Here is a 21,958-nt window from a genome sequence, read left to right as displayed (position 1 = left end):
GTTGAAACGGCAAAACCAAGAATTAGCACGTCTTGATCAGCTCAACTCCCTCATCCGGCAGATTGATCAAGTACTCGTACAGGCCAATACAGTCACTGGGATTGATCAGTCAGTCTGTGAGCAACTAGCGGATTCTGATCTCTTCGAGTTTGCATGGATTGGCGAATTTGATGCGATTGGAGAAACAATTGAACCACGACAGTGGGCTGGTATCAATAGTACCATTATCGAGGATCGTACGATTACCATCGACGACAGCACTACTAATCAAAATCCCGTGGCTGCCACAGTCGCCACTCGAGATACGCAGGTCGTTGCGGATATTGCCACTGATAGACGAACTGGTTCGTGTCGAGAGGCAATCCTTGAGGAAGGTGCCCGTTCATGCATCAGTATTCCACTGCTCTATGAAGAAACGCTGTATGGCGTTCTAACTGTCTATATTGGGCAGCCAAAGCCGAATGAACGCAATCAGCAGGTAATGGATGAACTTGGCCGAACGATTTCCCATGCGATTCATGCCGCCCAGAAACAAGAGACTACACAGACGGACAGCGTCGTCGAACTCACGCTCCAGTTTCAGAAGCCGGGAACCGTGCTCGCACGACTCGCTCAGGATGCTGCTGTCCAACTCCAATTCAAGGGCATTGTTCCCACTGGGAACGGTTCTTCACACGTATTTTTCACCGGAGATCGGACGTCGGTCAATGAGATTCAGGATGCAGGAACCAATCTCTCTGGGGTTTCAGCGCTCACGTGTGTCGCCGAGCACGATGAGAGATGTATGTACAAAGCAACCGTGTCTACTTCGCCGATTGTATCACAACTTGCCACGCAGAAGGGGACGGTACGCACGCTCACCTTCGATAGAAATACTACGGTTGCGGTCGTGGATCTCCCGTCCGCCGTTGACGTTCGAGGCTACATTGATGATCTCCAGCGTACCTATTCCTCGGTACAGCTCACGTCTCGTCGCTCGTGTGATCGATCACCTGAATCGGTTCAAGATGTACAGATGGCGATCAAAGAACCACTCACGGATCGTCAAGCGGGTGTGCTCAAACTTGCGTACCTGAGCGGATTTTTCAAATCACCGCGAGAGAATAATGGTCAAGAGATTGCGGATATGTTGGACGTTTCCCCACCGACATTCACACAGCATCTCCGAGCAGCTCAGCAGAAGGTCTTCGCGCTCGCATTCGAGGAAGAGTAACGCGGTTTCCTCCTCAGTTTCATTATCTAGGTATTCTATTGGATGTGATCTCACTATCGTGGTAGAACGCCCTTGTGATATCACGCTCCTAAAAAGAGCTAATGACTGAGGACGTTCGTAGCGGGAGTTGGAAAACCGATCTTCGAAAGACGATCCGGGAAGACCGAATCGGATTTGACCCAGAGACGGAGACCTATTATGCTCAATAAGATACAGAGAATGTCGAGGATTTAACGACCACGGTCATTCGATCGGTATCGGCAGTCACGGGGAATTCGCCTCGGGAGTTTGTCCCACTATACGATGTGATTGATCCGGATGCGCTCGAGGATTTGTTTGACAAACCCAGACGCAACGCATCCGAACATGATGGAGTGTACGTCACCTTCAAAATCGCATCGTGTGAAATCGCAATCAGCTGGGACGGCGAGATTCAAGTTACCCCACCCCAAGACGCGGTATCGGCGGCATCAGACCGCGATCAAATCTAATCCCTATTCTGACCCGTACTCATCGAGATACTCTATCAGTGATTCTATCCGCGAGTCATCACGATAACGAATCGTCTTTGTTCGTTTGTCGAACTCTATGAGTCCGAAATCTACAAGTTTCGGGAGATGATGATGGAAGAGAGTGATTTCGATATCGTCGTGAGAATCCGTCTTTTCATCATGCTCTCTGGCAGCAATATCCTCAACTAGTTCCTGTATCGTCGCGCTGTTAGACGTTTCGTTGGAGAGATAAGCGAGGATGTAGCGTCGACGCTGGTTGGTAAGGGCTGTGAAGAACTGGTCAGGGATATCACGAATGATGTCTTGGTGGGTCGGTGGGTTCGTTTCGTGATCTCGAGATGAATCAGGCATTATCGCTAGCTTTGTCTGAATCTACAAAATTACTTTGGCGGCTCACGAGTCGTACTTGACCTTCTTTTCCATCATACGGTGGCCATCGTTCTTGTACGCACAGCCGTAGTGGGTCGCTACCTCCTGATAGCCAGGTTCGAGCCACCATCACGCCGTTCGTCTGTGCGACGTTTTGGTGTATTCGAGGACACCAAGGTATTTGTCCTCGACTTACTGGCTCTCTGCCCGCTTTCTACGGAAGTTACCAAGCTCGATGTTTTGTTCTGAGTGCTGGATTGTCTCGAAGAGGTGGTGGTCTGCACTCACTGCTTCAAGTGATGTTGATAGCCAAATGAAGAATCGAGTGGTGGGAGCTAACTCCATATGCATCAAAAATAGCAGCCTTATCTATTGCATATGCTTCAAGAGACTCTGTACGTGTCGTGATGCTACTGCTAGTTTAGGATGTTCGCTGCCGTATAGTGTATCAATATGACCACTAGTACCACCGAACGATCGAATCGAACCGCTGCTCAAATGAAAGCCGTCGTAGCCACCAAATACGGATCCCCAGATGTCCTCCGAGTTACAGAGGTCGCAAAACCTACACCCGAAGAAGGCGAGATACTGATCCGGATCACCGCAACGACGGTTGAACCGTCGGATTCTGCCTTTCGGCAAGGCAAGCCGTTGCTAGTGCGGTTCTTCAGCGGCCCCAGAAGACCTGATTCCATCCTGGGTGACGTGCTAGCCGGGGAGATTGAGGCAGTGGGTAGCAACGCCACACGATTCGCCGAAGGCGATCGGGTGTTTGGAACAGCTGCTCCCGATAGTGGTGCGCATGCTGAGTACATCTGTCTCCCCGAGGACGGTGCGCTGGCCGTAATGCCGTCGAATATAAGGGATGGCGAGGCTGCCGCAATTTGCGATGGAGCACTCACGGCGATGGGATTTCTTCGAGATACGGCTGATATTCAAGATGGTCAATCGATCCTCATCAACGGAGCATCCGGATCGGTTGGAACCTTTGCAGTTCAGCTCGCCAAGCACTTCGGGGCAGACGTCACGGGCGTCTGTAGTACGAGAAACGTCGATCTTGTAAAATCGCTCGGTGCCGATACGGTCATCGACTATACGCAAACGGATTTCACCACACTCGGTCAGAAGTATGACATCATATTCGGCGCAGTGGGCAAGAGTTCATACTCGCGGTACAAAGACTCGCTCACGCGAGACGGAAATGTACCTGACGACGGTTCCGTCACCGACAATCCTGCTCCAGATGGGATGGACAAAGCTATTCGGTAGCAAAAGGGCAGTCTTCACCGCTACCGGGTTGAAATCACCGGAAGAAAAGGCCGCTCATCTTCGGTACCTGAGAAAACTCATCGAGGCAGGGGAACTCCACTCGGTGATCGACAGACGTTATCCACTGAACGAGATCGCCGAGGCCCACAGGTATGTCGATACAGGGCACAAAAGAGGGAACGTAGTCATTACTGTCGGTGAGTAGGACATCGCATCTGGCTTCCGGCGTCTCGGGAGCGGACTTCAGTACTCAATACACCAATCCGCGTCTGATTTCCTCCAGACCGTCGTGTATCGACGCGAAAATTCCGATTACTGATTATTGCAGACCGCTACCTCTGTGGAGAGAGCCATCCCAGAAAACACACGGATGGCGATGACTTGGCAGAGGATGGGGGGACGGTTGACCGTCCCGCAAGACACCCATGCCGATGCTGACACCCAGCAAGTGACGCGTGGGGAGTATGCGTCTTGAAACCTTAGGGTCGCGCTTGGCCTGAAATCCCATGGTGGGATTCCCACGACTTTAGGTGCGGGAGGAGGCCAATATCATTTAGTAGGGTGTGTATAACAACTTATGATGATATCGTATGTATACTATGGATCACTGGGAAATGCAAGCTGAGCAGCAGAGTATTCTCGATTGCCACTGGTCGAAGCAGAATGCGGATATGACTGGGGCCTCACACTATCAACATCGTACTTTTTGGAAGGGACTGGTCGCTGCAGGTGTGTTCGTATTTCTGCTTTGGATCGTTTTACTTTTCTTGTTTATCTGAATTGCAGGCGCTAAAACCCCGTCGTTTACGGCGGGGAGGAGTTACAGGTGAGAATACCACGCCCTTGATGTAGAAGCGATTGATAAGGAGTATTGAAACAGGCGCAGCGATAGAGTGGCGTTACGAAGCTTAACCCAGCAACGGAGAATTTGCTGGATTCCGCGTGACGATCCTACTCAACGTTCAGCGACGAGTGATGGCTACTAACCCGCCAATCACACAGAGCACTCCAACCAGCGCGATCATCGGTGAATTGAGGTCTGGAAGCGCCCCGGACTTGGGTACAGTCGTTTCTGACTCTGATTCGTGCGGTGTTTCGGTGCTGGTTTTTGTTGTCGTAGAGTGAGTGGTTCCAGTCGTCGATTGATCGCTGGTTTTCGTCGTCGTTGAAGTAGTGGTCGAGGTGCCATTCCCATTGGAGCCCGAACCGCTACCCGAGGTACATTCGTTGTCTGAAACCCTGCCAAGTGCATCGATGGGATTACTACGCAAAAATTCGTTACCTGACAGTTCCGATTTTTGGTTTTCCGTATTCCAAGTAGCTGCAACAGGCGAGATAAATACTGTAGAGAGAACGAGAAGACTGATAAATAGGGAGAACATCTGTCGGAGAATTGGTGTACTTTGGTTTCCACCACCAGATACTGATGCTCTAGATACAGATGAAACAACTCTAATTGCTTTTGCGAATCTCTTACGTACTTTCCCACGTTCATTCAAATCGTTCAGGATGTTATAGACCAACTGGCGTTGGCGCTCAATCCTTTCTGTACTTTTTCTCGTCATGCAAGGTTCACGCATTTCCATGGCCGCGAGTATATCTGTTGGCGTGCATTCTTGAGAGCCTCACCTTGTACTTTTTCATCGTTAGGTATTGGTCTCCTTGACGCCCTCCATTCATTGCCCCCTATTCAGTATTATGGCCAGTGTTAGTATCATTTACTAATGTTGTCGGTATAATTCTCTCAATACTCATAAAATGTCTCTGAAAGTACTTCAGTGAACGATGTGACTGATAACCGAATAAACGTAGCGACCGATGATACTCTCGAATTTCTGGAAAGGGCTCACACCGCTATTCTGTCAAATTGGTCATGATCCAATGCTTGGCTGACCAGCGCACCTGTTGTAGATAGTATATAGCGAGAGCACAGATCCCTTGCCCGAGAAACAGCAAGAGAAGTAGGTCGGGGGGTACCCCGAATTCTGTCATCATGTAGATGACTGCCATACTCGCGAATATACTTCCGATCAAAAACCATGCGATTATCTTTATACCTTGATTGGAGAATATGAAATCAATGATGCGAACTTTGTTTGAACGGGCGGGTGAGTCCCTCCACTCTTCCTGATTGGATTGTTGTATCGGCATCCCCATGTTGACACATGGTAACACTCCATATAAGCTCCTGTGATTGATTCGTAATCCAGGCTTAGCTTAGGGGGATTCGAAAATCCCCGTAGTCTGCGTAGACCACGACAAATAGTTCTCTACTGCAGCCTCAAATCGGTGCTGTGTACCGGCAGAGCGAGCTTAACGTATAGCTCACAATTAGCTGGGAATATGCCCCCTTCGCTCTATTCAAGCGCGCCACCGTCTTCAGCATGGGGTTCAACTGCTGTACGTTCGCCTTAATCCTTGTCTTTCGCACTACCTCGAACAAATCACCCAATTAAAGCCGGTCTGTTTTAGCTGAAAGTAGGCGCTAAGCCCCCTTCCTCAAGGAGCGAACGGCGTCAGCCGTGAGCGAGTAGGGTAGTTCACCACTCAACTCTACCAGTTGACATCCTCCCCGCCCTTTCGGGCGGGGATACAGCACCGTCTTTGGTTGCAAACACTGAAATCAGAAGGTTTGAGTTCCCACACTGTGTTTCTGTGATTGTCGATTCGATAGTACCCTATCGGGTTTGACAGTCCGACAACTGGCAGTTGACTGGGTGGTTGCCGCATCAAAAAGTAAGCCCACGGATACCAAACCGACAGAAAATAACCAAGTACCTCCAAGTCCTTTACGGGATAGGAGTAACGGGGGCGTGGCACTCCCTTCAGCACGTCGGGTTGTAAACGTACGTTCCCAAACCAGCGCAATCGGGCGTGGGAAACCCCGTCGTTTACGACGGGGAGGATGTCACCCCAACTGTATCTGCGTCCGAGCGGTCAACGTCGATGACGACCTCAAGCAGCGAATGGAAAACCATCCAGAGATCACCTCGAGCAAGGTCACTCGCCAGGCAATCGAAGACAAGGTCAAAAAGCGCGACCGAATGGACGAACTCACAGCTGGCAGCGAACTCATTAATCGGATGTCGAGGAAATTTCCGCAGAAATCAACCAGAGTGCACACAAATCCCTTGAAGAAGTCGTGTCTCGTCCGCGCACAAGAGCGAAGCTCTTGTGAACGCTGTATCCCCTCCCTACTCACTCGCGTTGCTCGTTTGTTGAGGAAGGGGCCTTAGCGCCTGTATTCAGGTACACTGAATTGAATGGATGACAGGAAGTTGGGGGCGGATGCAACAACCGCGGTAACCCCTTCGACAACTTCCCTGACAGAATGTTAATTGTTAGCATGAAACTTAACCGTTACTGCCACTAGTTATATATTGCACAGTTCGTCCTCATCTGTGATATCCGTGTGATTTCAGAGGATCAGCGTTGATATCTCGATACTACACAGTGTATGAAAGGCGCTGACGGCGTTGACGAGACCCGTTGCGTCTCGCCCGCGCACAAGAGCGGAGCTCTTGTGAACGCTGTATCCCTCCCTACTCACTCGCGTTGCTCGTTCGTTGAGGAAGGGGCCTTAGCCTGTATTCTGGTAAATCCCTGTATCACGACTTCTGTTGGCGACTATCGACGACGTCATCACGGTGACGATGACATGCTGCATGATGAGGTGATGTTCCATGTTCTGCCTCCACTTCGTATGCCGGTATTTCCTGCGCACAAATGCTCTGTTCAGCGAACGATGTGACGAGTAGTTCCGAGGCCTGTTCCCAATCGTCGTTCACGACATACCCGAGCGCCTCGTCGACGATACGGCCTGCCTCACCGCTTGGCTTTGCAGTGTCGAAGAATTGGGCTTCGAGGGCAGACTTGCTCGTTGGTTCGATCGACCGACGCTCAACAGTGCGGAGGAATTGACGCGTATTGGCCCACTCTTCCCCTGAAAATTCATACTCAGCAGGTGCGATGAGCTTGGGGCACCGCGTTCGGAACCGACAGCCGCTTGGTGGATCAATTGGGCTCGGGACGTCACCTTTGAGGGCGCCACGGGTTCCTGCTGTGCGTGGATCTGGAACTGGAATAGAGTCCAACAGTGCCTTCGTATAGGGATGTTGAGGATTCTCGAATAGTTCTTCTTTGTCCGCTAGCTCCACCAATTGGCCGAGGTACATTACCGCGACACGGTCGCTTATATGGCGTATTACTGAAAGATCGTGTGCGATAAACAGATACGTGAGCCCAAACTCTTCCTGTAGATTATTCATCGTATTCAGTACCTGAGCCTGGATAGAGACGTCCAATGCAGTCACAGGTTCGTCACAGACGATGAAATCTGGATTGACGCTCAGCGCACGAGCAAGGTTCACCCGCTGGCGCTGCCCACCTGAGAACGCGTGTGGGTGCCGGTTGTAGTGTTGCGGGTCGAGCCCCACCTTTTCAAGCAAGTCGCGCGCCCGTTCTTCTCGTTCGTCGGCATCATACATACCGTGGGCCTTCATCGGTTCTTCGACGATGGGGCCGACCTTCATTCGTGGATCAAGGGACGACTGTGGATCCTGGAAGATCATCTGCATGTTTTTCCGTTCTGCACGCAGCTTTTCGCCCTCCAACGCGGTCACGTCCTTTCCTTTGAAATACACTGTACCGTCGGTCGGCTCGATGAGACGGAGAATTGACCGGGCAAGTGTACTTTTCCCACATCCTGATTCACCAACCAGGCCCAGAGTTTCCCCTTTACGAATCGAGAATGAAACGTCTTCAACGGCGCGCACTCTTTGCTCTTCGCCAAACAGTCCCGACAGGAAACCGCCGCCATCCGAGAAGTGTTTCGTGAGCCCCTCGACCTTAAGCAGTGGCTTACCGGTCGTTGATTCGTTCTTCGTCCGATCTTCGGTCAATGAATTACTCATATCAGTCGTCTCCTCTTGTTGATTCGGTCACAAGATCACTGGTAATTCCTGTCTTTGCGCGGATTTCGATGGGGTCGCTGATTTCGTATCCAACATCGAATTCATCATGTTTCACGCAGGCGGCCTTATGCGAGAGTTCTCCCGGTTCCGTAAGCTCACGGCAATCGGGATGCACCTCCATACACACCTTTCGTGCATCGGGACATCGCGTATGGAACCGACAGCCACGCGGCGGATTGATTGCTTCCGGCATTACTCCGCGGATTGGGGTAAGCTCCTCAACGGTCTGATCAGGTCGCGGCATTGAATCCAAGAGTGCCTGTGTGTAGGGATGTTTCGTGTCGTAAAACAGGTCGTCCACCGTCGCCTGTTCGACGATTTCGCCTAGATACATCACGTTGACGCGGTCGCACACCTCGGCGACGACGCCCATGTCGTGGGTGACCCAGATGAAACTCGTGTCGTATTTGTCCTGCAACTCGTTCACCAGTTCGAGGATTTGACCCTCGACGGTCACGTCGAGGGCCGTCGTCGGTTCGTCCGCGATGATGAGACTTGGCTCGCAGGCCAACGCCATGGCGATGAGAACCCGCTGGCGCATCCCACCCGAAAACTGGTGGGGGTAGTTATCGTAGCGCGCTTCTGGTTCCGGAATCCCGACTTCGCGGAGCATGTGGATCGCCTCCTCTTTTGCTTCTGCTTTTGAGAGGTTACGATTGATTTCGATGAATTCCCGAAGTTGGTTGCCCACCGTGAACACCGGATTCAGACTCTCCATCGGATCTTGGAAGATGATGGCGATTTCCTTGCCGCGAATCTGGCGTCGCATCGCCTCGTTCGAGAGCATCTCGTCGCGCGGTCTGAGATTACCGTCCGGCCCCTCTTCGAGGCCGAAAAGCACGTCGTCTTTGAACCGAACTTCGCCGCCGACGATTTCGCCGGGATGATCGATAAGCCGGAGGATGCTCTGGGCGGCGACACTCTTCCCAGCCCCGCTTTCACCGACAAGACCGACGATTTCTCCTTTATGCACATCGAAGGAGATGCCGTCAACCGCGCGGACAACACCTTCTTCGGTGAAGAACTGTGTCTTGAGATTCTCGACTTCCAACAGTTTTTCTGACATTTGTATATGTGTTATTTCAGTTGTTTATCCGTGGGTCGAGCGCGTCGCGCAGGCCGTCACCGAGCAGGTTGAACCCTATCACGGTGACGAGGATGGCGATGCCAGGCCATAGGCTGAACCACGGATCCGGGAGCATGTAGCCACGTGACTGGCTCAACATCTGTCCCCACGATGGCGTCGGCGGTTGGGCACCGAAGCCGAGGAACGAGAGTCCGGCCACGATGAGGATGCTGATACCGACTTGCAGGGTCGCCTGCACGAGGACGGGCGCGAAACTGTTCGGGATAACGTGCCGAAGGATGATGTTACGGTCACGAACCCCGGCAGCCCGCGCCGCCTCGATGTATTCTTCCTCGCGCACGCTCACCACCCGCGACCGAATCAAGCGGGCAAACACCGGAATCGTGGTGATACCAACGCCGATCATGGCGAAGGTCAAATCCCGCCCGAACGCGGCCATGAACGCGATGACCAGCACAAGGAACGGAATCGCGTACAGCGTCTCGACGAGGCGCATCAGCGCATCGTCTATCCATCCGCCGTGGTAGCCCGCGACGGCACCGACGAGCGTTCCGCAGATGAGGCCGAACCCAGTCGAAACGATACCGACCTGCATGGCGATACGCGATCCATACACGAGTCGGACGAGGACGTCCCGTCCGCGGTGGTCGGTTCCGAGCGGATATTTCAGCATCCCGCTTCCGAACGTGTTTTCTATTCCGACCGGCGGGAGGAGGATTTTCGCGTTCGAAGGGTCGTTCACTGGGTTGTACCAGAACCGACTGGCGATTGCGTAATCGAGCAGTTTCGCGTCGATCCACGCGAAAACGGCGACCGCTGTAATGAAGCCAATAATGTAGAGGCCGATTCTTGCGGTCGTGTCGCGGCGGATCTGTTCTAGAGTGTATCGCCACCCGACGCGTGCTTCTACTTTCTCTTCGGTCTCTCGGTGATCACTCTGATTTTGTTTTCGGACTGATTCTGTGGTGGCTTCACTTGTTCCCATTGTTAGTTCACCTCATCGTAGGTTACGCGCGGATCGATGTACGCGTACGAAAGATCAGTAATGACGACACCAATAACGAACGTTAAACCAAAGAAGATCGTCGTCCCCATGACCAACGGATAGTCCTGATTGTTGATCGCTGTAATGATGAGCCGTCCCATCCCGTTGATATTAAACACTGTCTCGGTCAGCACTGCCCCTCCGAGTGCGGAGGTAAGTTGGAGACCGACAACAGTGATGACGGGTAGTTGTGCGTTGCGGAAAGCGTGTTTTCGGACGATCTTTTGTTCGGCGACACCGTAGGCTCGTGCCAACTTTACATACTCTTGTTGGAGAACTTCCAGCATTGACGACCGTTCGATGCGTGTTATTGCTGCCATCTGGAGCGTTCCGAGCGAGAGTGTCGGTAAGAGCAGATGAGTAAATGACTCCCAAATCACATCAATTTGTGACGATGCCCCTTTGACCGAACTTGGATTCGCCCATGGAAGGACGATTCCTGTTGCTGGAAGGACGTTCAGGTGGTAGGCGAAGATAATGATGAGCATCAACCCAATCCAGAACGACGGCGTACTGACGCCTAAGAGCGCGACGATACGCGAGATATGGTCTGTCGGCTGATTCCGTCGTTTGGCGGATATAATTCCCAGCGGGATCGCCGTCACCAGCGCGAACGTGAAACTGGAGAGCATGAGCAGAAGCGTCACTGGCAATCGCTCCATGATCTTTGTCAACACGGGCGTGCCGTAGTAGATACTCTGTCCGAAATCGCCCTGTGCGACTGCAGTGAGATAATTCACATATCGTATGGGTAACGGTTGGTCTAACCCGTATTGAGCCCGTATTTGCTCTACCATCTCGGCGCTTGGCGAGGGTCCGAGCATGATCTGGACGGGGTCGCCCGGAATCGCGTTGGTCAGCAGGAACGTTATCGTTATAACACCGATCAATACCGGAACTGCCTGTAATAAGCGGCTAAGTGTGTATCGGAGGATTCCCATGACTGTCTTTTGTATTATATTGAAACGAAAGGATGGGTTTACTGCGATCCGACGGATGCGTTCGCGTAGCTCGTCGCAAGAGCAAAGCTTGACACTGGGTGTGCCTTGAACCCTTGAACGTTGTTTTTCATCCCGAAGCTGTTTTTCAGGTTATACGCTGGAAGGTGTGCACGATCTTCGAGGAGCTTGGTGATCGCTTCGGAGTACAGCTTCTTCCGTTGTTGCTCGCTTGCCGTCTCTCGAGCCTTCTTAATCTGCTTGTTGACACCGTTGTAGAACGTGCCGTCCGTCGTGCCGTGTGCTTCCTTCGTGAAGAAGTAATACGTAAAGGCGTCGGGATCTGGTGTTCCCGACCAACCCAATGTGTACATATTATAGTCCTTCGGGTCGCCAGAGACGTACTTGTCAAGGAATGCACCCCAGTCGAGTCGCTGGACGTTCGCGTTATATCCGGCCTCCTTCAGGCCATTCGCGACCGTGACGCCCAACTGTTCACGCTTGTCGTCTGGCGGAACGATGATATTCGCATTCCAATTGTCCGGAACTTCATCGGACTCCTCGAGCATCGTCTTTGCTTTGTTAATGTTTTTACCGTGGGCGATGCTTTTCCACTTGTCCAACGGGAAGTCCCACTTCTCGGCGATTTGCTTCGGCAGCGGACTGTATTGCCGAATGCCAGTTGGTTCGACGAAGTTCGACACCGCTTGATCCATGTCGAAGCAGTAGTCAATAGCTTCCCGCACCTTGGGGTCGGTCGTTGGACCGTTCTTACAGTTGAATGCAAGGTAGAAGTACCCCATCCCGACGGTGGACTCAATATTCGCGTCACCCATATTCTGCACCTGTTTCCAGAGCTTTGGCGGGATTTCTTCGATAACGTCACTCTCACCAGTCTGCAAACTCGTCAATCGCGTCGTCGGTTCTTCGATGGGCTTGTACTCCACCTCGGAGAGATTTGGCTTAGGTTCTCCCCAGTAGTCGTCCCAACGTGAGATTTTGGCCATCTTCCCTTCTTGCCAACTATCGAATTTAAAGGGCCCCGATCCGACCGGCTTCTTCTTATTGAATTTCTTTTTGTCTTTTTCGCGAACTTTCTTGGGAACGATCGACCAGGTCAGCGTGTTCAAGAACGGACCGTACGGGTATTTGAGGTCGAATTGAACCGTTCGGTCATCTTTCGCTGTAATGGAGTCAATCATGTTCAACTCCGCAGCGTTCTCGGTTTCTTCTTTGACCGGCGCTTCGAACGAATATTTCACGTCCTCGGCCGTTACGGAATCACCGTTCTGGAATGTGACGCCTTTTTTCATCTTGACGACGTAGGTCTTTCCGTTGTTCTTGACCTCCGGTTCGCCGGTTGCTATTTGTGGGACGACGTTAATGCCGCTGTCGTACGTGTAGAGTCCTTCAAATACACGGCCTGCTACCTGTGTTGATGGGACGTCGTTGAGAACGATTGGGTCAAACTCCAGCGGGCTTTTTACTTGACCGAGGACCAGCGTGCCACCGGTGTTCGAATTTTGGCCACCTGAGCCAGAATTCGAGTTGTTTTCGTTCGAATTGCCGCTGCAGCCAGCGAGTGAGGCAATTCCGAGTGCTCCGACTCCTTGAAGGAGACGGCGTCGTTTCAGTTTGTCTGGGGTATTATTCTTCCTTGTCATGCCATGATTCTCCAAAGGGAATGAGTGACATACACATAGCATGAGTGGAACTATTTAAGAGTTAATAATTCAGGATCTGACAATTGTATTTTTAGTAGATCATTCAAATTACTCTTCAATACCTAAATTTTTTACTAAATGACGACGATCATACTGGTTCCTAAACCACAAAATCCTCGATATAGCGTTGGTCAAATGCAATGTTAGAAGAAGATATTATACGGAAATGGGGAATTTTTGGACATACATTAATAATTATGGAATTTTAATATTCTTGTATTTTTCATATATGGTTGAATACTTTATAGAAGTGTATTTAAGGCGTGCTATAGAGGGTGGCTTGAAATGGATGATTTGCACCCACCACACCCGGATGTGAATGATGGACTTCCTCTCTGAATCTGACGGCGCTTCTTGCTAGCATTTTCGACTATCTCTTATGGGCGAACGTTCGCCCGCTGGACGGACGCCCTCGACACAACGCAGTACTGCGATTGATTACGAAAGTAAGTTAATAATAACCCTTCATACACATCTGAGAGTCGGACTAACTGAAAAGAGGAACGAATTCGAACAACAGGTACGCAGAGACCGTTGCAATCCCTGGAACAATGTTCTGCATGGCAATAACACGGGCAGTAGTCCATGGTTCATACAGCGAATCGATGTCGGGGTATGGATTGCTACCGGTTTCATTAGTAGATGTGTCGTGCATCTCTTCAGCTTTGGTTTGATCGATTGTTGGAGTGTCTGCTGCATCTACCGCAAGTGCGCCACCAGATATCCCTGGTGGCCCTTCCTCAATCATTTTCGAACGTTGGGTATACTCTTTGACGCGTGTAGCACGACCCCATCCAAGACCGACAATACTCATTGTTGAAACGATGACGATGCTAGCAGGGATTCCAAGTTCTGAAAGGATAGTGATGAGGGTAGAACTAACGAGTGCGACGATCAATGCTGCAAGCAAGGGCATATCAGTGAGTTCGTCCCCCATCGTATCCAGGGTTCGTCGAGCAATTGTAAACGCGCCGACTGCAATAGCACCCCCTGCAATCAAAATACCGTAGTTCATTTCAATAGCACCGCTGCCGACGAGGGGGGCAATTGCGTTCGCCATATTTGATGCACCTGCCGAGAATGCGGTATAACAGCCGACGATGATAACCAGCAAGGTACCAATAAATTCTCGTACAGTTGTATTCGGACCAAGTGTTGGCCGGACAATCCAGCCCGAGCGATCAATCTGAAGCAGTGTCCCTTTGCTTTGCGTGATTGCAAACCAGTCGAGAAGGGTTGGGTACCAGTATCGGCCGATAATAGCACTCACCCAAAAGGCAATTACCGGAGAGACGAGCCACCACGAAACGATTCGTCCCATTACTCCCACGTTCAGTGCATCAGTTGCTAGGCCGAGGCCAGCAATCGTGCCAACACCGGTCATCGAGGTTGAGGCGGGGACACCCACGATATTCGAGAGGAACAATGCCAATCCAATAAAAAAGAGAATTGCAATACTCGCCTCCAGAGTAAAAAATCGACTCGGAACGATTTCACCGCCCATTGTATTGATAACGTTGCGACCAACCGTCCATCCGCCAACAAGCGCACAGATACTCATGAGCGATGCAGCACCGAACTTTGAGATCGTTTGACTTCCAACTGCGGGACCGAAAGCAACTCCCGTGTTCGAACCACCGACGTTGAAACCTACGAAAATTGCGACAGTAAGTCCAATGAGAAAGAGTATCCCTACCATAGTTGAACCATGCGGTATCGTTTGTTAAGTCCTTTGTCAATGTGTAGTTGGTATTCCGATGTATCGGTGCCGATAGAATAGATAGAGACATGTAATGGGAATATTGAGCAGCGGAATAACCATGCAATAATAAACGATAGTTGGTTTCCATGCAGAGTGATTTCGGGCATACCGTCGGTCATAATACATTGCAGGCAGTGACAGAAGTGCAGCTGCATAGCTGACGAGGATGATTCCTCCCCCAAGATACGTAGTCAAATACCCTGAAACGGTAAGTGGAACAAATTTAGCTGAAAGTAGGCGCTAAGCCCCCTTCCTCAAGGAGCGAACGGCGTCACTGCCGTACCAACGTTGGGTAGAGCGGGAGTCCATGGTAGCTTACGCAGTGCGCATCGATGCTATTTGACTCTCTATTAATTGTGATTTTCTCATATCCTATTTAAATAACACTGGGCGATTTTTTACACTTCGAAAAATAAATGACGAAATACCGTTTACACTGTTCATAACGTTTCCAACGGAGAAAAAGCGAGAGAGACAGAACTATGCACCAGATAATTAATATGGGGTAGTGATACTGCATTTTTGATGGTGCCAGACAGGCAAAATCGAAGTATGGCAAGTCGTAGAACCTATCTTAAACTAACCGGAGCAATCATAGCATCGTCTGCGGTCATGGGAACAGCCTCTTCATCCCTATCAGATTACAAAGACCAGTACGACAAAGTCATTGACGTGACTGAGGCCGGAGCGGACAACGATGGAAACGAATCCATCACACCGGTACTCGAAGACAATGCGGACGACGATACGCTCCTTTACTTCCCTGAAGGAGAGTATTATATGGATTCGCAGTTCCGCTTTACTGGCTTCAAAAACTTCGCGATGGTTGGCAACAACGCGACACTCGTCCCGGCGAACTACGACAATTTCGGCGGTGGCGGTGATAATAACTACCGTCTCTTCCGGCTCGGCGTCGAGGACCAACCCGGAGAAGACCTGCGAATCGAGAATTTCACTGTCGATCAGACCCAAGAAAGCACTGGTATCCGTGTCGTCGAGGCCGAGGTAACCGACGGGTTGACCATCCGCGATATCGAGGTCAAGGGCAAACACGACAGTGGAACGTGGGGGCCGCTCCGAGCCGTCGTGCAGAACCCGGACGGTAGCGGTCTCGTCGAACGGTTCAAGGCACCTGACGGAGCCGTATTGGAAGGTAACGCGCCGAGCGATTCCCTGTGGCGTGGACCGACCGGTATCCTCTGCAACAAAGCAAACAAGGGAACGATGACATTCCGCGACTGTGAACTCGGAAGCTTCCCGGACAACGGGCTGTACGCCTCCGACGGAACCGGTGCCATCCAGGTCGAAGGTGGTCACTTCCAGAACAGTCTGGGTTCGAACGTCCGTCTCGGTGGCAGCGGCAGTTACATCGAAGACGCTACTATCATCGTCGACAACGACAGCAACAGCGGTATCGCTCAGCGTGGTCTTCGCATGGAGAGAGGTGCCAGCATCGTCGCACGGAACGTCGACATACGGACGAACATCGATAACAGTCCCGCAATTTGGGTTACGAGCAATGCGGACGACGTAACGGTTATCGACTCCACCATCACGGCTCGAACCGATGGCACAACGAATGCAATTTATATTCAGGAATCTTCGGGCCGGACGCGTATCAATCGAACGACCGTCGATCACGAGACGGGCGGTTCGGAGGCTATCAAAATCAAGGATGGTGAACAGCCAGTTACCCTCAAAAATGTCACCGTCACCGGGAACGCAGCAACCAACGGCACCCGGAGCGCCATCCAGAACAACCGCGACGAAAGCGAGTTCCGCAATCTGAAAGTCCACCACGGCGGTGAAGAGGGTCGACGGGCACTGACGAACACGGGGAACAACGTCGTGATCTACGAAGGCGATTACGTCTCCGAAGAAAACGCGCTTGTGGAGAGCGGTACCGGAACGATGATAGAAAGCGTCTCGGCACTCGCACGCAGCGGGAACGAGGCGCTTCGCATCACGAGCGACGCCGAAGAAGTCACCGTCACGGATTCCCACATCGGGAACGGCATCGACGACAACAGCCCGGACGGATACGAAGGCGGCAACAACAGCGGGGAGTACGACGACGGCGACGAGAACGACGGGGACTCCGGTGGTGATTCCGGTGGAGACTCCGGTGGCGATTCCGGTGGAGACTCCGGTGGCGATTCCGGTGGTGACTCCGGTGGCGATTCCGGCGGGGACTCCGGTGGTGACTCCGGTGGCGATTCCGGCGGGGACTCCGGTGGCGATTCCGGTGGAGACTCTGGTGGCGATTCTGGCGGAGACTCCGGTGGAGACTCTGGTGGCGATTCTGGCGGAGACTCCGGTGGAGACTCTGGTGGCGATTCTGGCGGAGACTCCGGCGGAGACGACCAGGACGACTGCTGATCCTCGCAACCCCGGTCTGACGCTTCAAACCTCCGCTCTTCACTGTTGTTCCAGCCGTTAACTCCGTGACTGGATAGCCCGGATATGAGGGTCACCTATCCTAGGGTCGCTTCTTCGCGCTCTCCAACCGTCACTGGAATATCGTCGTGAACGCTTTTTCAGCAAACACGACCGTCACTGTTAGATGATTCGGTAACTCTTCGTCGGACGAATATCACTCGGGGTTTGACAAGCCGCCTCGTTGTAGACCCTCGTAGTGCGCACTTCGATAAAGAACGTCTTTTGGAACGCGGCGGATCGACGCCTGCGTCTCCCGTGGCGGTTCGTCGTCGCCGCGATTGTGTTCGGAATCGTCTCGCTCGCGGCGGCGTTTTCGCTTCGTCCGGTATTAGTGTCCGTCTTCGTCGGACTCCAGTTCGCGTCGTTCGGACGTCTCGGCACGCTGCTGTTTCAAACGTCGATCCAACTCGTCGTCGTGGTACTGTTCACGTACCTCGCCGGGCGGTTCATCGACAGGCGTCGATTTGCCGACTTCGGCCTTCACCTGTCGCGGTCGTGGTGGCTCGATTTCGGGTTCGGACTGGCCCTCGGCGCGGCGCTCATGACCACGATTTTTCTGGTCGAACTCGCGCTCGGATGGATTCGCGTCACCGGAACCTTCCGGACAGTGTCGGGCCTGTCGTTCGTCCTCGTCTTCTGCACGTCCGTCCTGCTCTTCGTCTTCGTCGGCATCAGCGAGGAGTTGTTGGTACGCGGCTATCTCCTCACGAACCTCGCCGAGGGGTTCCGCTGGTTTCGATGGCTATCTGGCGACGCCGCGGTTGCGATTGCGACGCTCTGTTCGTCGGTTCTCTTCGGTGTCGGGCACGTGTTCAACCCGAACGCGACGTTCACGAGCACGTTCATCATCGTCCTCGCCGGAATCATGCTCGCCTCCGGCTACCTGCTGACCGGCGAACTGGGACTTTCCATCGGGTTGCACGTCTCGTGGAACCTCTTTCAGACGAGCGTATACGGCTTTTCGGTCAGCGGACTTCGTCTTCCTGTGACCGTCATCGCGACCGAACAGGTCGGTCCGCGCATGTTTACCGGTGGACCGTTTGGCCCCGAGGCCGGTCTCCTCGGCGTCGGCGCTATCGTCGCTGGGACGGTCACCATCGCGTGGTGGGTCCGCTCCCGCGAAGCGCGGCTTGCGCTGTGTTCGTCCGTGTGGATCCCGGAACTCCGCTAATTACCATCGAGTATCGGTGCTATAACGTCGACTTTCCTCGGCAGGTTCGATATTGTCTCGAAAAGGAGATCGACCTACTGCCAACCGTCAATACGCTTCTCACACGGAGAATCTTTGTTTTGGTTGGCGGTACTTTCGGTCAGTCGCTACACAGACAATTCGTAGTTCGGGTGAGGTTGACGACTTCCTCGTGGAAATTCGTCGCAAGTTGGTAAACGACCACGGGTCGGGTGACCCGTGGCCTTTTGTAATTCCCTCAAATCGCTGTAAGCGCTCCCTGCGAGGCGATCTCGCGGGATGAGGCTGGACGGTTTACATCCACACAGCCAGAAGCGGCAGTGTGGCGTCCCGACCCGACCCGGCGCACCCGCACTTGTGGCGGGGTTTTGCGAGGCCGGTAGTTATCCGCAACCGAATGACTATCATTTCCTTCCTCCAACAACGCAATACATCGGATAGCCGCGTTCACACTCGCATTCCGATCCGAATGATCCTGCTCAAGATCACATTCTGTGTTCCGGCAGGTGAACCGGCCACGGTTCCGTGAACCTAGTTCTCCGCAACACGCACACCGTTGTGAATTGTACAGTGACTGAACCTGTTTAACGGGTGTTCCGTGCCTATGGGCTTTGTATGTGACTTGCCGTTCGATCTCGTAAAACGGGAGTTTGTGCAATCGCCGGTTCATGTAACTCCCGTAGTCCATGTCGTTCCGTATCCCTTCAAGAGATTCGAACACTACTACGGAGTTCGGATACCATTCAATGTAGTGTTCGATCACGCTTGAGAGGCGGTGAAGCGTCCACTCGGTGTAATTTTCGACATGGTTGCCGATGGTGTTGACGACATGGTGTTTGTCGTGTTCTTGGCACCGGCGCTTAATATCGTAGTAGCGTTGCCGTTTCTGTTTCACTTGCCCGTAATCGATGGTGAGTTGGGCAAGTGTTTCACGGCTTGTTCGGTCGAGAACAGTGGTGGTGATGTTGCGTTCGTTGATATCGATAGCGATGATGGAGTCAGCGTCTTCTGCGGGGTCTAGTTCGACGGTTTTCTTGATCGGGACGTGTAGGTAGTACACGCCCTCTCGATACACTACTTCACCCCTGCCAACAGACAACTCCTCACTAGTCAATGCGGTTTGTACTCGGTTAAGATCGTGTTCACGACCACGGAGGAAACCTGTGACTTTCTTGTACGGTTGCGGACTCACGCGAAACCCTATTCGGCCATCGTTACGGATGGTTAGGTTGTAGCCTTCTTTGTAGTTCATGACGAGCGGGAATGCTCCCCATGAGTCGGTTGATGGTGGTTGTGGTTTCGGGAGGTCGTCGCGGTTGTCGCTGTTGCGCCATTTTTCGAGCGCGGCTTCGTAGCCGTCGTAAGCGTCACAGGCTTTCCAGACGACCGCTTGCGCGTTGTTTTTCACGAACTCGTTTTCGGTGGGTTTGATTCGTTTCGTGATTTCAGTCTTTGAGTAACCGAGTTTCCGCATTGCCCACGTATGGTTGGCGATGGGGCGAGCGTCGAATCGTGCTTGTTTGAGACGCCATCGCTCTCCCTGCTCGATGTGGAGGCGGAACCGAAGCGTCTCAACTAATTCCATCAAATAAAACCAGGGTTCAGCAGCAGGAATCCCGTGTTTGCGGGGCATTCACCCACGGGTCAGGTGACCCGTGGTACTCTGCCCTCTGTGCGTATAGAAAATTGGAGTACGCTCATACTCCAAGAGACCCCCTATCCGAGCTTCACCCCTGTCAAATGCGGAGAAAATTCGATGATGAATGTTGATTCACCCTGAATTGGCAGGCTTCGACCTTATACAGATACAGATCCAATATATTGTGGGGTGGTGGCATACAACAGACAGAATCGATACTCAACCTACGATATTACGCATGGTAGTGATCGTTAGACAGGAATTTCTCCATTAGATGTGGGAGAAGCATCGTCACTGCTGAAGTGCTCATTCATCTCCCATCTTATTTATGTCATATAATCATTGTTTGTTTTTTTGCATGCCCGCGAGTGACGTGTGCCAGCGATTGCAATTGAATACCGATACTGACCATGCTCAAATGGCGAATATTTGCCAAAATTCGCGTATTCTTCCTGGCTCTGATTGATATTTACTCCTCTAGTATCAAAAATATGTGATATAACTATTCATCATCGAAATCGACGAGTAGTTCGACATTTGCAGTACTTGGGTCATCCTCTAATGCTATTTGAATTTTCTCACTATCCATTCCATCCGCACTCACCCAAATAAATGGCATAACTCGATCGGGATCATGTGCAACAATCCGATCGACCTCGAATTCCAGATCATCAAGTGCGACAATCGTCTCTTCGAGTGCGAATTCGTCCGAGGGTTTAGTTGTCGGACACGCCTATATGGTCGTACGAATGGTCTCGAATGGGACGTCACCACTCACCCCACTCGCCCAAGAATCGCTTGATGTACTCGCGACAGCACTCCAAAGTGAAGGAGAGCTCACCTACGAGCAAGCGTATGGGTTTCTCAAGGAGGAAGCAGACCTTGAGCGACCTGCTGCCAAGGATATTGTCGAACGGCTCTACAATAAGGGTCATCTCTATGAGGTCGAGAGAAAACTCCGGCTCACTGATTACGCATCTGAATAGCAGGGCTGGCCTCATTCGAAAGGCAAGTGTGGTCAATACGCCGCGTAGTTTGGATCGCTTTCTTGATCAACTATCCGAGGAGGGGTTTTTCTCAGTATTGCACTGTGCAATTGGTTCGTAGATGAGAATGGTATTGTTACTGCGGACAGCGACGAGATAGCCTTCAACTGTAAATCGGACTTCGACGTCACTCCTTTTCGACGCGCTTGCTTCGAGGATATCTTCGAGTGCATCTGGGTTCACGTATTCGTACAACGAGAGCGTGGTTTGGCCATCTGCTGACTCAATCATATTAATAACTGCATCAACGACACTCGTAACAAGCTCCGAACTCGATGATTCGAGGTCAATCGTCTCGGATGCGACCAGCGTATATTGTGGTGGACTCGATCCAGTGTGTTTTGTGGTGGATCCGAACCAGCTGGTCGTTTTCATTCTCATTGTGTCGCTGTTCATACTTTCTAATAGCACCCCAAATAGATGAGTAACGGCCGCTTACCCCAGAATCCACCGGATTGAAAGAAAGCGGCACCAGAAATCGAGTGTGATGAACGCGGCCCGGTTATTTAATAAAATTACATAATGAAACCAATCTATGTCTGACGAGGTTATTTGATTCTTCGTGCCATTGATGGAGATACGCTCTCACCGGAGTCTAGCACGGCGACACTGTCTGGCGCCATCACCTGGTCGTGTCGTCGTGGCTAGTCGTGAGAGCTGACTTTCCCTCCCTAGCCTTCTTCTGGTTGATGAGCATGTGTCGTATTGTGTTGAGAACCGAGATTTTGGAAATTCGAATCGGAAGCGAATGGG

16 protein-coding genes and 2 pseudogenes are annotated in these 21,958 nt (G+C 51.9%); 8 read left to right on the top strand and 10 right to left on the bottom strand.

Going from position 1 to position 21,958, the window contains the following annotated elements; all coding sequences use genetic code 11:
• Position 1: 1 nt before the first annotated feature.
• On the top strand, positions 2-1,213 hold the full coding sequence (locus tag ACN2TU_RS14295; protein ID WP_435156267.1) for a bacterio-opsin activator domain-containing protein: 1,212 nt from the start codon (positions 2-4) through the stop codon (positions 1,211-1,213).
• 236 nt (positions 1,214-1,449) lie between these two features.
• Positions 1,450-1,704: pseudogene (locus ACN2TU_RS14290) on the top strand (HalOD1 output domain-containing protein); the annotation flags it as partial.
• Between the two features lie 3 nt (positions 1,705-1,707).
• Here the strand turns inward: ACN2TU_RS14290 and ACN2TU_RS14285 are convergent.
• Positions 1,708-2,076 (bottom strand): DUF7344 domain-containing protein, encoded by a 369-nt coding sequence (locus ACN2TU_RS14285; protein WP_435156265.1) that lies wholly within the window; start codon positions 2,074-2,076, stop codon positions 1,708-1,710.
• A 471-nt stretch (positions 2,077-2,547) separates the two neighbouring features.
• Between ACN2TU_RS14285 and ACN2TU_RS14280 the strand changes: the two genes are divergently transcribed.
• The 3 genes and pseudogenes from ACN2TU_RS14280 to ACN2TU_RS14270 all read left to right on the top strand — a co-directional run.
• Positions 2,548-3,363, top strand: a complete 816-nt coding sequence (locus ACN2TU_RS14280; RefSeq protein ID WP_435156264.1) for an NAD(P)-dependent alcohol dehydrogenase — start codon at positions 2,548-2,550, stop codon at positions 3,361-3,363.
• Positions 3,296-3,568 (top strand): zinc-binding dehydrogenase, encoded by a 273-nt coding sequence (locus tag ACN2TU_RS14275; RefSeq protein WP_435156262.1) that lies wholly within the window; start codon positions 3,296-3,298, stop codon positions 3,566-3,568. The genes ACN2TU_RS14280 and ACN2TU_RS14275 overlap by 68 nt, the downstream gene beginning before the upstream one ends.
• 116 nt (positions 3,569-3,684) lie before the next feature.
• Positions 3,685-3,838, top strand: a pseudogene (locus ACN2TU_RS14270) (RNA-guided endonuclease TnpB family protein); the annotation flags it as partial.
• A gap of 487 nt (positions 3,839-4,325) precedes the next feature.
• On the opposite strand, the gene ACN2TU_RS14265 reads toward ACN2TU_RS14270, so the two are convergent.
• From ACN2TU_RS14265 to ACN2TU_RS14235, 7 genes are all read right to left on the bottom strand, one after another.
• A complete protein-coding gene (locus ACN2TU_RS14265; RefSeq protein WP_435156260.1) occupies positions 4,326-4,928 on the bottom strand; it encodes a hypothetical protein in 603 nt (200 codons plus the stop codon).
• 2,043 nt (positions 4,929-6,971) lie between these two features.
• Positions 6,972-8,276: an ABC transporter ATP-binding protein gene (locus ACN2TU_RS14260; RefSeq protein WP_435156259.1), complete on the bottom strand. Its 1,305-nt coding sequence runs from the start codon at positions 8,274-8,276 to the stop codon at positions 6,972-6,974.
• Between the two features lies 1 nt (position 8,277).
• Positions 8,278-9,402, bottom strand: coding sequence for an ABC transporter ATP-binding protein (locus ACN2TU_RS14255; RefSeq protein ID WP_435156257.1), 1,125 nt, complete (start codon positions 9,400-9,402; stop codon positions 8,278-8,280).
• A 16-nt stretch (positions 9,403-9,418) separates the two neighbouring features.
• Entirely contained in the window at positions 9,419-10,408 is a 990-nt protein-coding gene (locus ACN2TU_RS14250; RefSeq protein WP_435156255.1) for an ABC transporter permease, read from the bottom strand.
• A gap of 2 nt (positions 10,409-10,410) precedes the next feature.
• Positions 10,411-11,409, bottom strand: a complete 999-nt coding sequence (locus tag ACN2TU_RS14245) for an ABC transporter permease (protein ID WP_435156253.1) — start codon at positions 11,407-11,409, stop codon at positions 10,411-10,413.
• A gap of 38 nt (positions 11,410-11,447) precedes the next feature.
• The gene (locus ACN2TU_RS14240) at positions 11,448-13,070 is read right to left on the bottom strand and encodes an ABC transporter substrate-binding protein (RefSeq protein WP_435156252.1); all 1,623 of its coding nucleotides are present in this window, start codon (positions 13,068-13,070) and stop codon (positions 11,448-11,450) included.
• Positions 13,071-13,617: 547 nt separating this feature from the next.
• A complete protein-coding gene (locus ACN2TU_RS14235; RefSeq protein ID WP_435156250.1) occupies positions 13,618-14,829 on the bottom strand; it encodes an inorganic phosphate transporter in 1,212 nt (403 codons plus the stop codon).
• A 675-nt stretch (positions 14,830-15,504) separates the two neighbouring features.
• Here ACN2TU_RS14235 and ACN2TU_RS14230 point away from each other — a divergent pair.
• Together ACN2TU_RS14230 and ACN2TU_RS14225 are read left to right on the top strand one after the other, a co-directional pair.
• A complete protein-coding gene (locus tag ACN2TU_RS14230; RefSeq protein ID WP_435156249.1) occupies positions 15,505-17,271 on the top strand; it encodes a hypothetical protein in 1,767 nt (588 codons plus the stop codon).
• 256 nt (positions 17,272-17,527) lie between these two features.
• On the top strand, positions 17,528-18,502 hold the full coding sequence (locus ACN2TU_RS14225; RefSeq protein ID WP_435156247.1) for a CPBP family intramembrane glutamic endopeptidase: 975 nt from the start codon (positions 17,528-17,530) through the stop codon (positions 18,500-18,502).
• A 256-nt stretch (positions 18,503-18,758) separates the two neighbouring features.
• On the opposite strand, the gene ACN2TU_RS14220 is transcribed toward ACN2TU_RS14225, so the two are convergent.
• Positions 18,759-20,105: an RNA-guided endonuclease TnpB family protein gene (locus ACN2TU_RS14220; protein ID WP_435156245.1), complete on the bottom strand. Its 1,347-nt coding sequence runs from the start codon at positions 20,103-20,105 to the stop codon at positions 18,759-18,761.
• A 791-nt stretch (positions 20,106-20,896) separates the two neighbouring features.
• Here ACN2TU_RS14220 and ACN2TU_RS14215 point away from each other — a divergent pair.
• Positions 20,897-21,145, top strand: coding sequence for a hypothetical protein (locus ACN2TU_RS14215; protein ID WP_435156244.1), 249 nt, complete (start codon positions 20,897-20,899; stop codon positions 21,143-21,145).
• Positions 21,146-21,211: 66 nt separating this feature from the next.
• Here ACN2TU_RS14215 and ACN2TU_RS14210 read toward each other — a convergent pair whose 3' ends face one another.
• On the bottom strand, positions 21,212-21,580 hold the full coding sequence (locus tag ACN2TU_RS14210) for a HalOD1 output domain-containing protein (protein ID WP_435156243.1): 369 nt from the start codon (positions 21,578-21,580) through the stop codon (positions 21,212-21,214).
• Between the last annotated feature and the right edge of the window lie 378 nt (positions 21,581-21,958).

The organism is Haladaptatus marinus, assembly GCF_051194195.1.
This window is presented reverse-complemented; position numbering and strand designations above follow the sequence as displayed.

Bases quoted from the DNA above. Each gene is read 5' to 3' on its own strand.
- ACN2TU_RS14285 (WP_435156265.1), bottom strand. From the start codon at position 2,076: ATGCCTGATTCATCTCGAGATCACGAAACGAACCCACCGACCCACCAA.
- ACN2TU_RS14280 (WP_435156264.1), top strand. From the start codon at position 2,548: ATGACCACTAGTACCACCGAACGATCGAATCGAACCGCTGCTCAAATG.
- ACN2TU_RS14275 (WP_435156262.1), top strand. From the start codon at position 3,296: ATGTACCTGACGACGGTTCCGTCACCGACAATCCTGCTCCAGATGGGA.
- ACN2TU_RS14265 (WP_435156260.1), bottom strand. From the start codon at position 4,928: ATGACGAGAAAAAGTACAGAAAGGATTGAGCGCCAACGCCAGTTGGTC.
- ACN2TU_RS14260 (WP_435156259.1), bottom strand. From the start codon at position 8,276: ATGAGTAATTCATTGACCGAAGATCGGACGAAGAACGAATCAACGACC.
- ACN2TU_RS14255 (WP_435156257.1), bottom strand. From the start codon at position 9,402: ATGTCAGAAAAACTGTTGGAAGTCGAGAATCTCAAGACACAGTTCTTC.
- ACN2TU_RS14250 (WP_435156255.1), bottom strand. From the start codon at position 10,408: ATGGGAACAAGTGAAGCCACCACAGAATCAGTCCGAAAACAAAATCAG.
- ACN2TU_RS14245 (WP_435156253.1), bottom strand. From the start codon at position 11,409: ATGGGAATCCTCCGATACACACTTAGCCGCTTATTACAGGCAGTTCCG.
- ACN2TU_RS14240 (WP_435156252.1), bottom strand. From the start codon at position 13,070: ATGACAAGGAAGAATAATACCCCAGACAAACTGAAACGACGCCGTCTC.
- ACN2TU_RS14235 (WP_435156250.1), bottom strand. From the start codon at position 14,829: ATGGTAGGGATACTCTTTCTCATTGGACTTACTGTCGCAATTTTCGTA.
- ACN2TU_RS14230 (WP_435156249.1), top strand. From the start codon at position 15,505: ATGGGAACAGCCTCTTCATCCCTATCAGATTACAAAGACCAGTACGAC.
- ACN2TU_RS14220 (WP_435156245.1), bottom strand. From the start codon at position 20,105: ATGGAATTAGTTGAGACGCTTCGGTTCCGCCTCCACATCGAGCAGGGA.
- ACN2TU_RS14215 (WP_435156244.1), top strand. From the start codon at position 20,897: ATGGTCGTACGAATGGTCTCGAATGGGACGTCACCACTCACCCCACTC.
- ACN2TU_RS14210 (WP_435156243.1), bottom strand. From the start codon at position 21,580: ATGAAAACGACCAGCTGGTTCGGATCCACCACAAAACACACTGGATCG.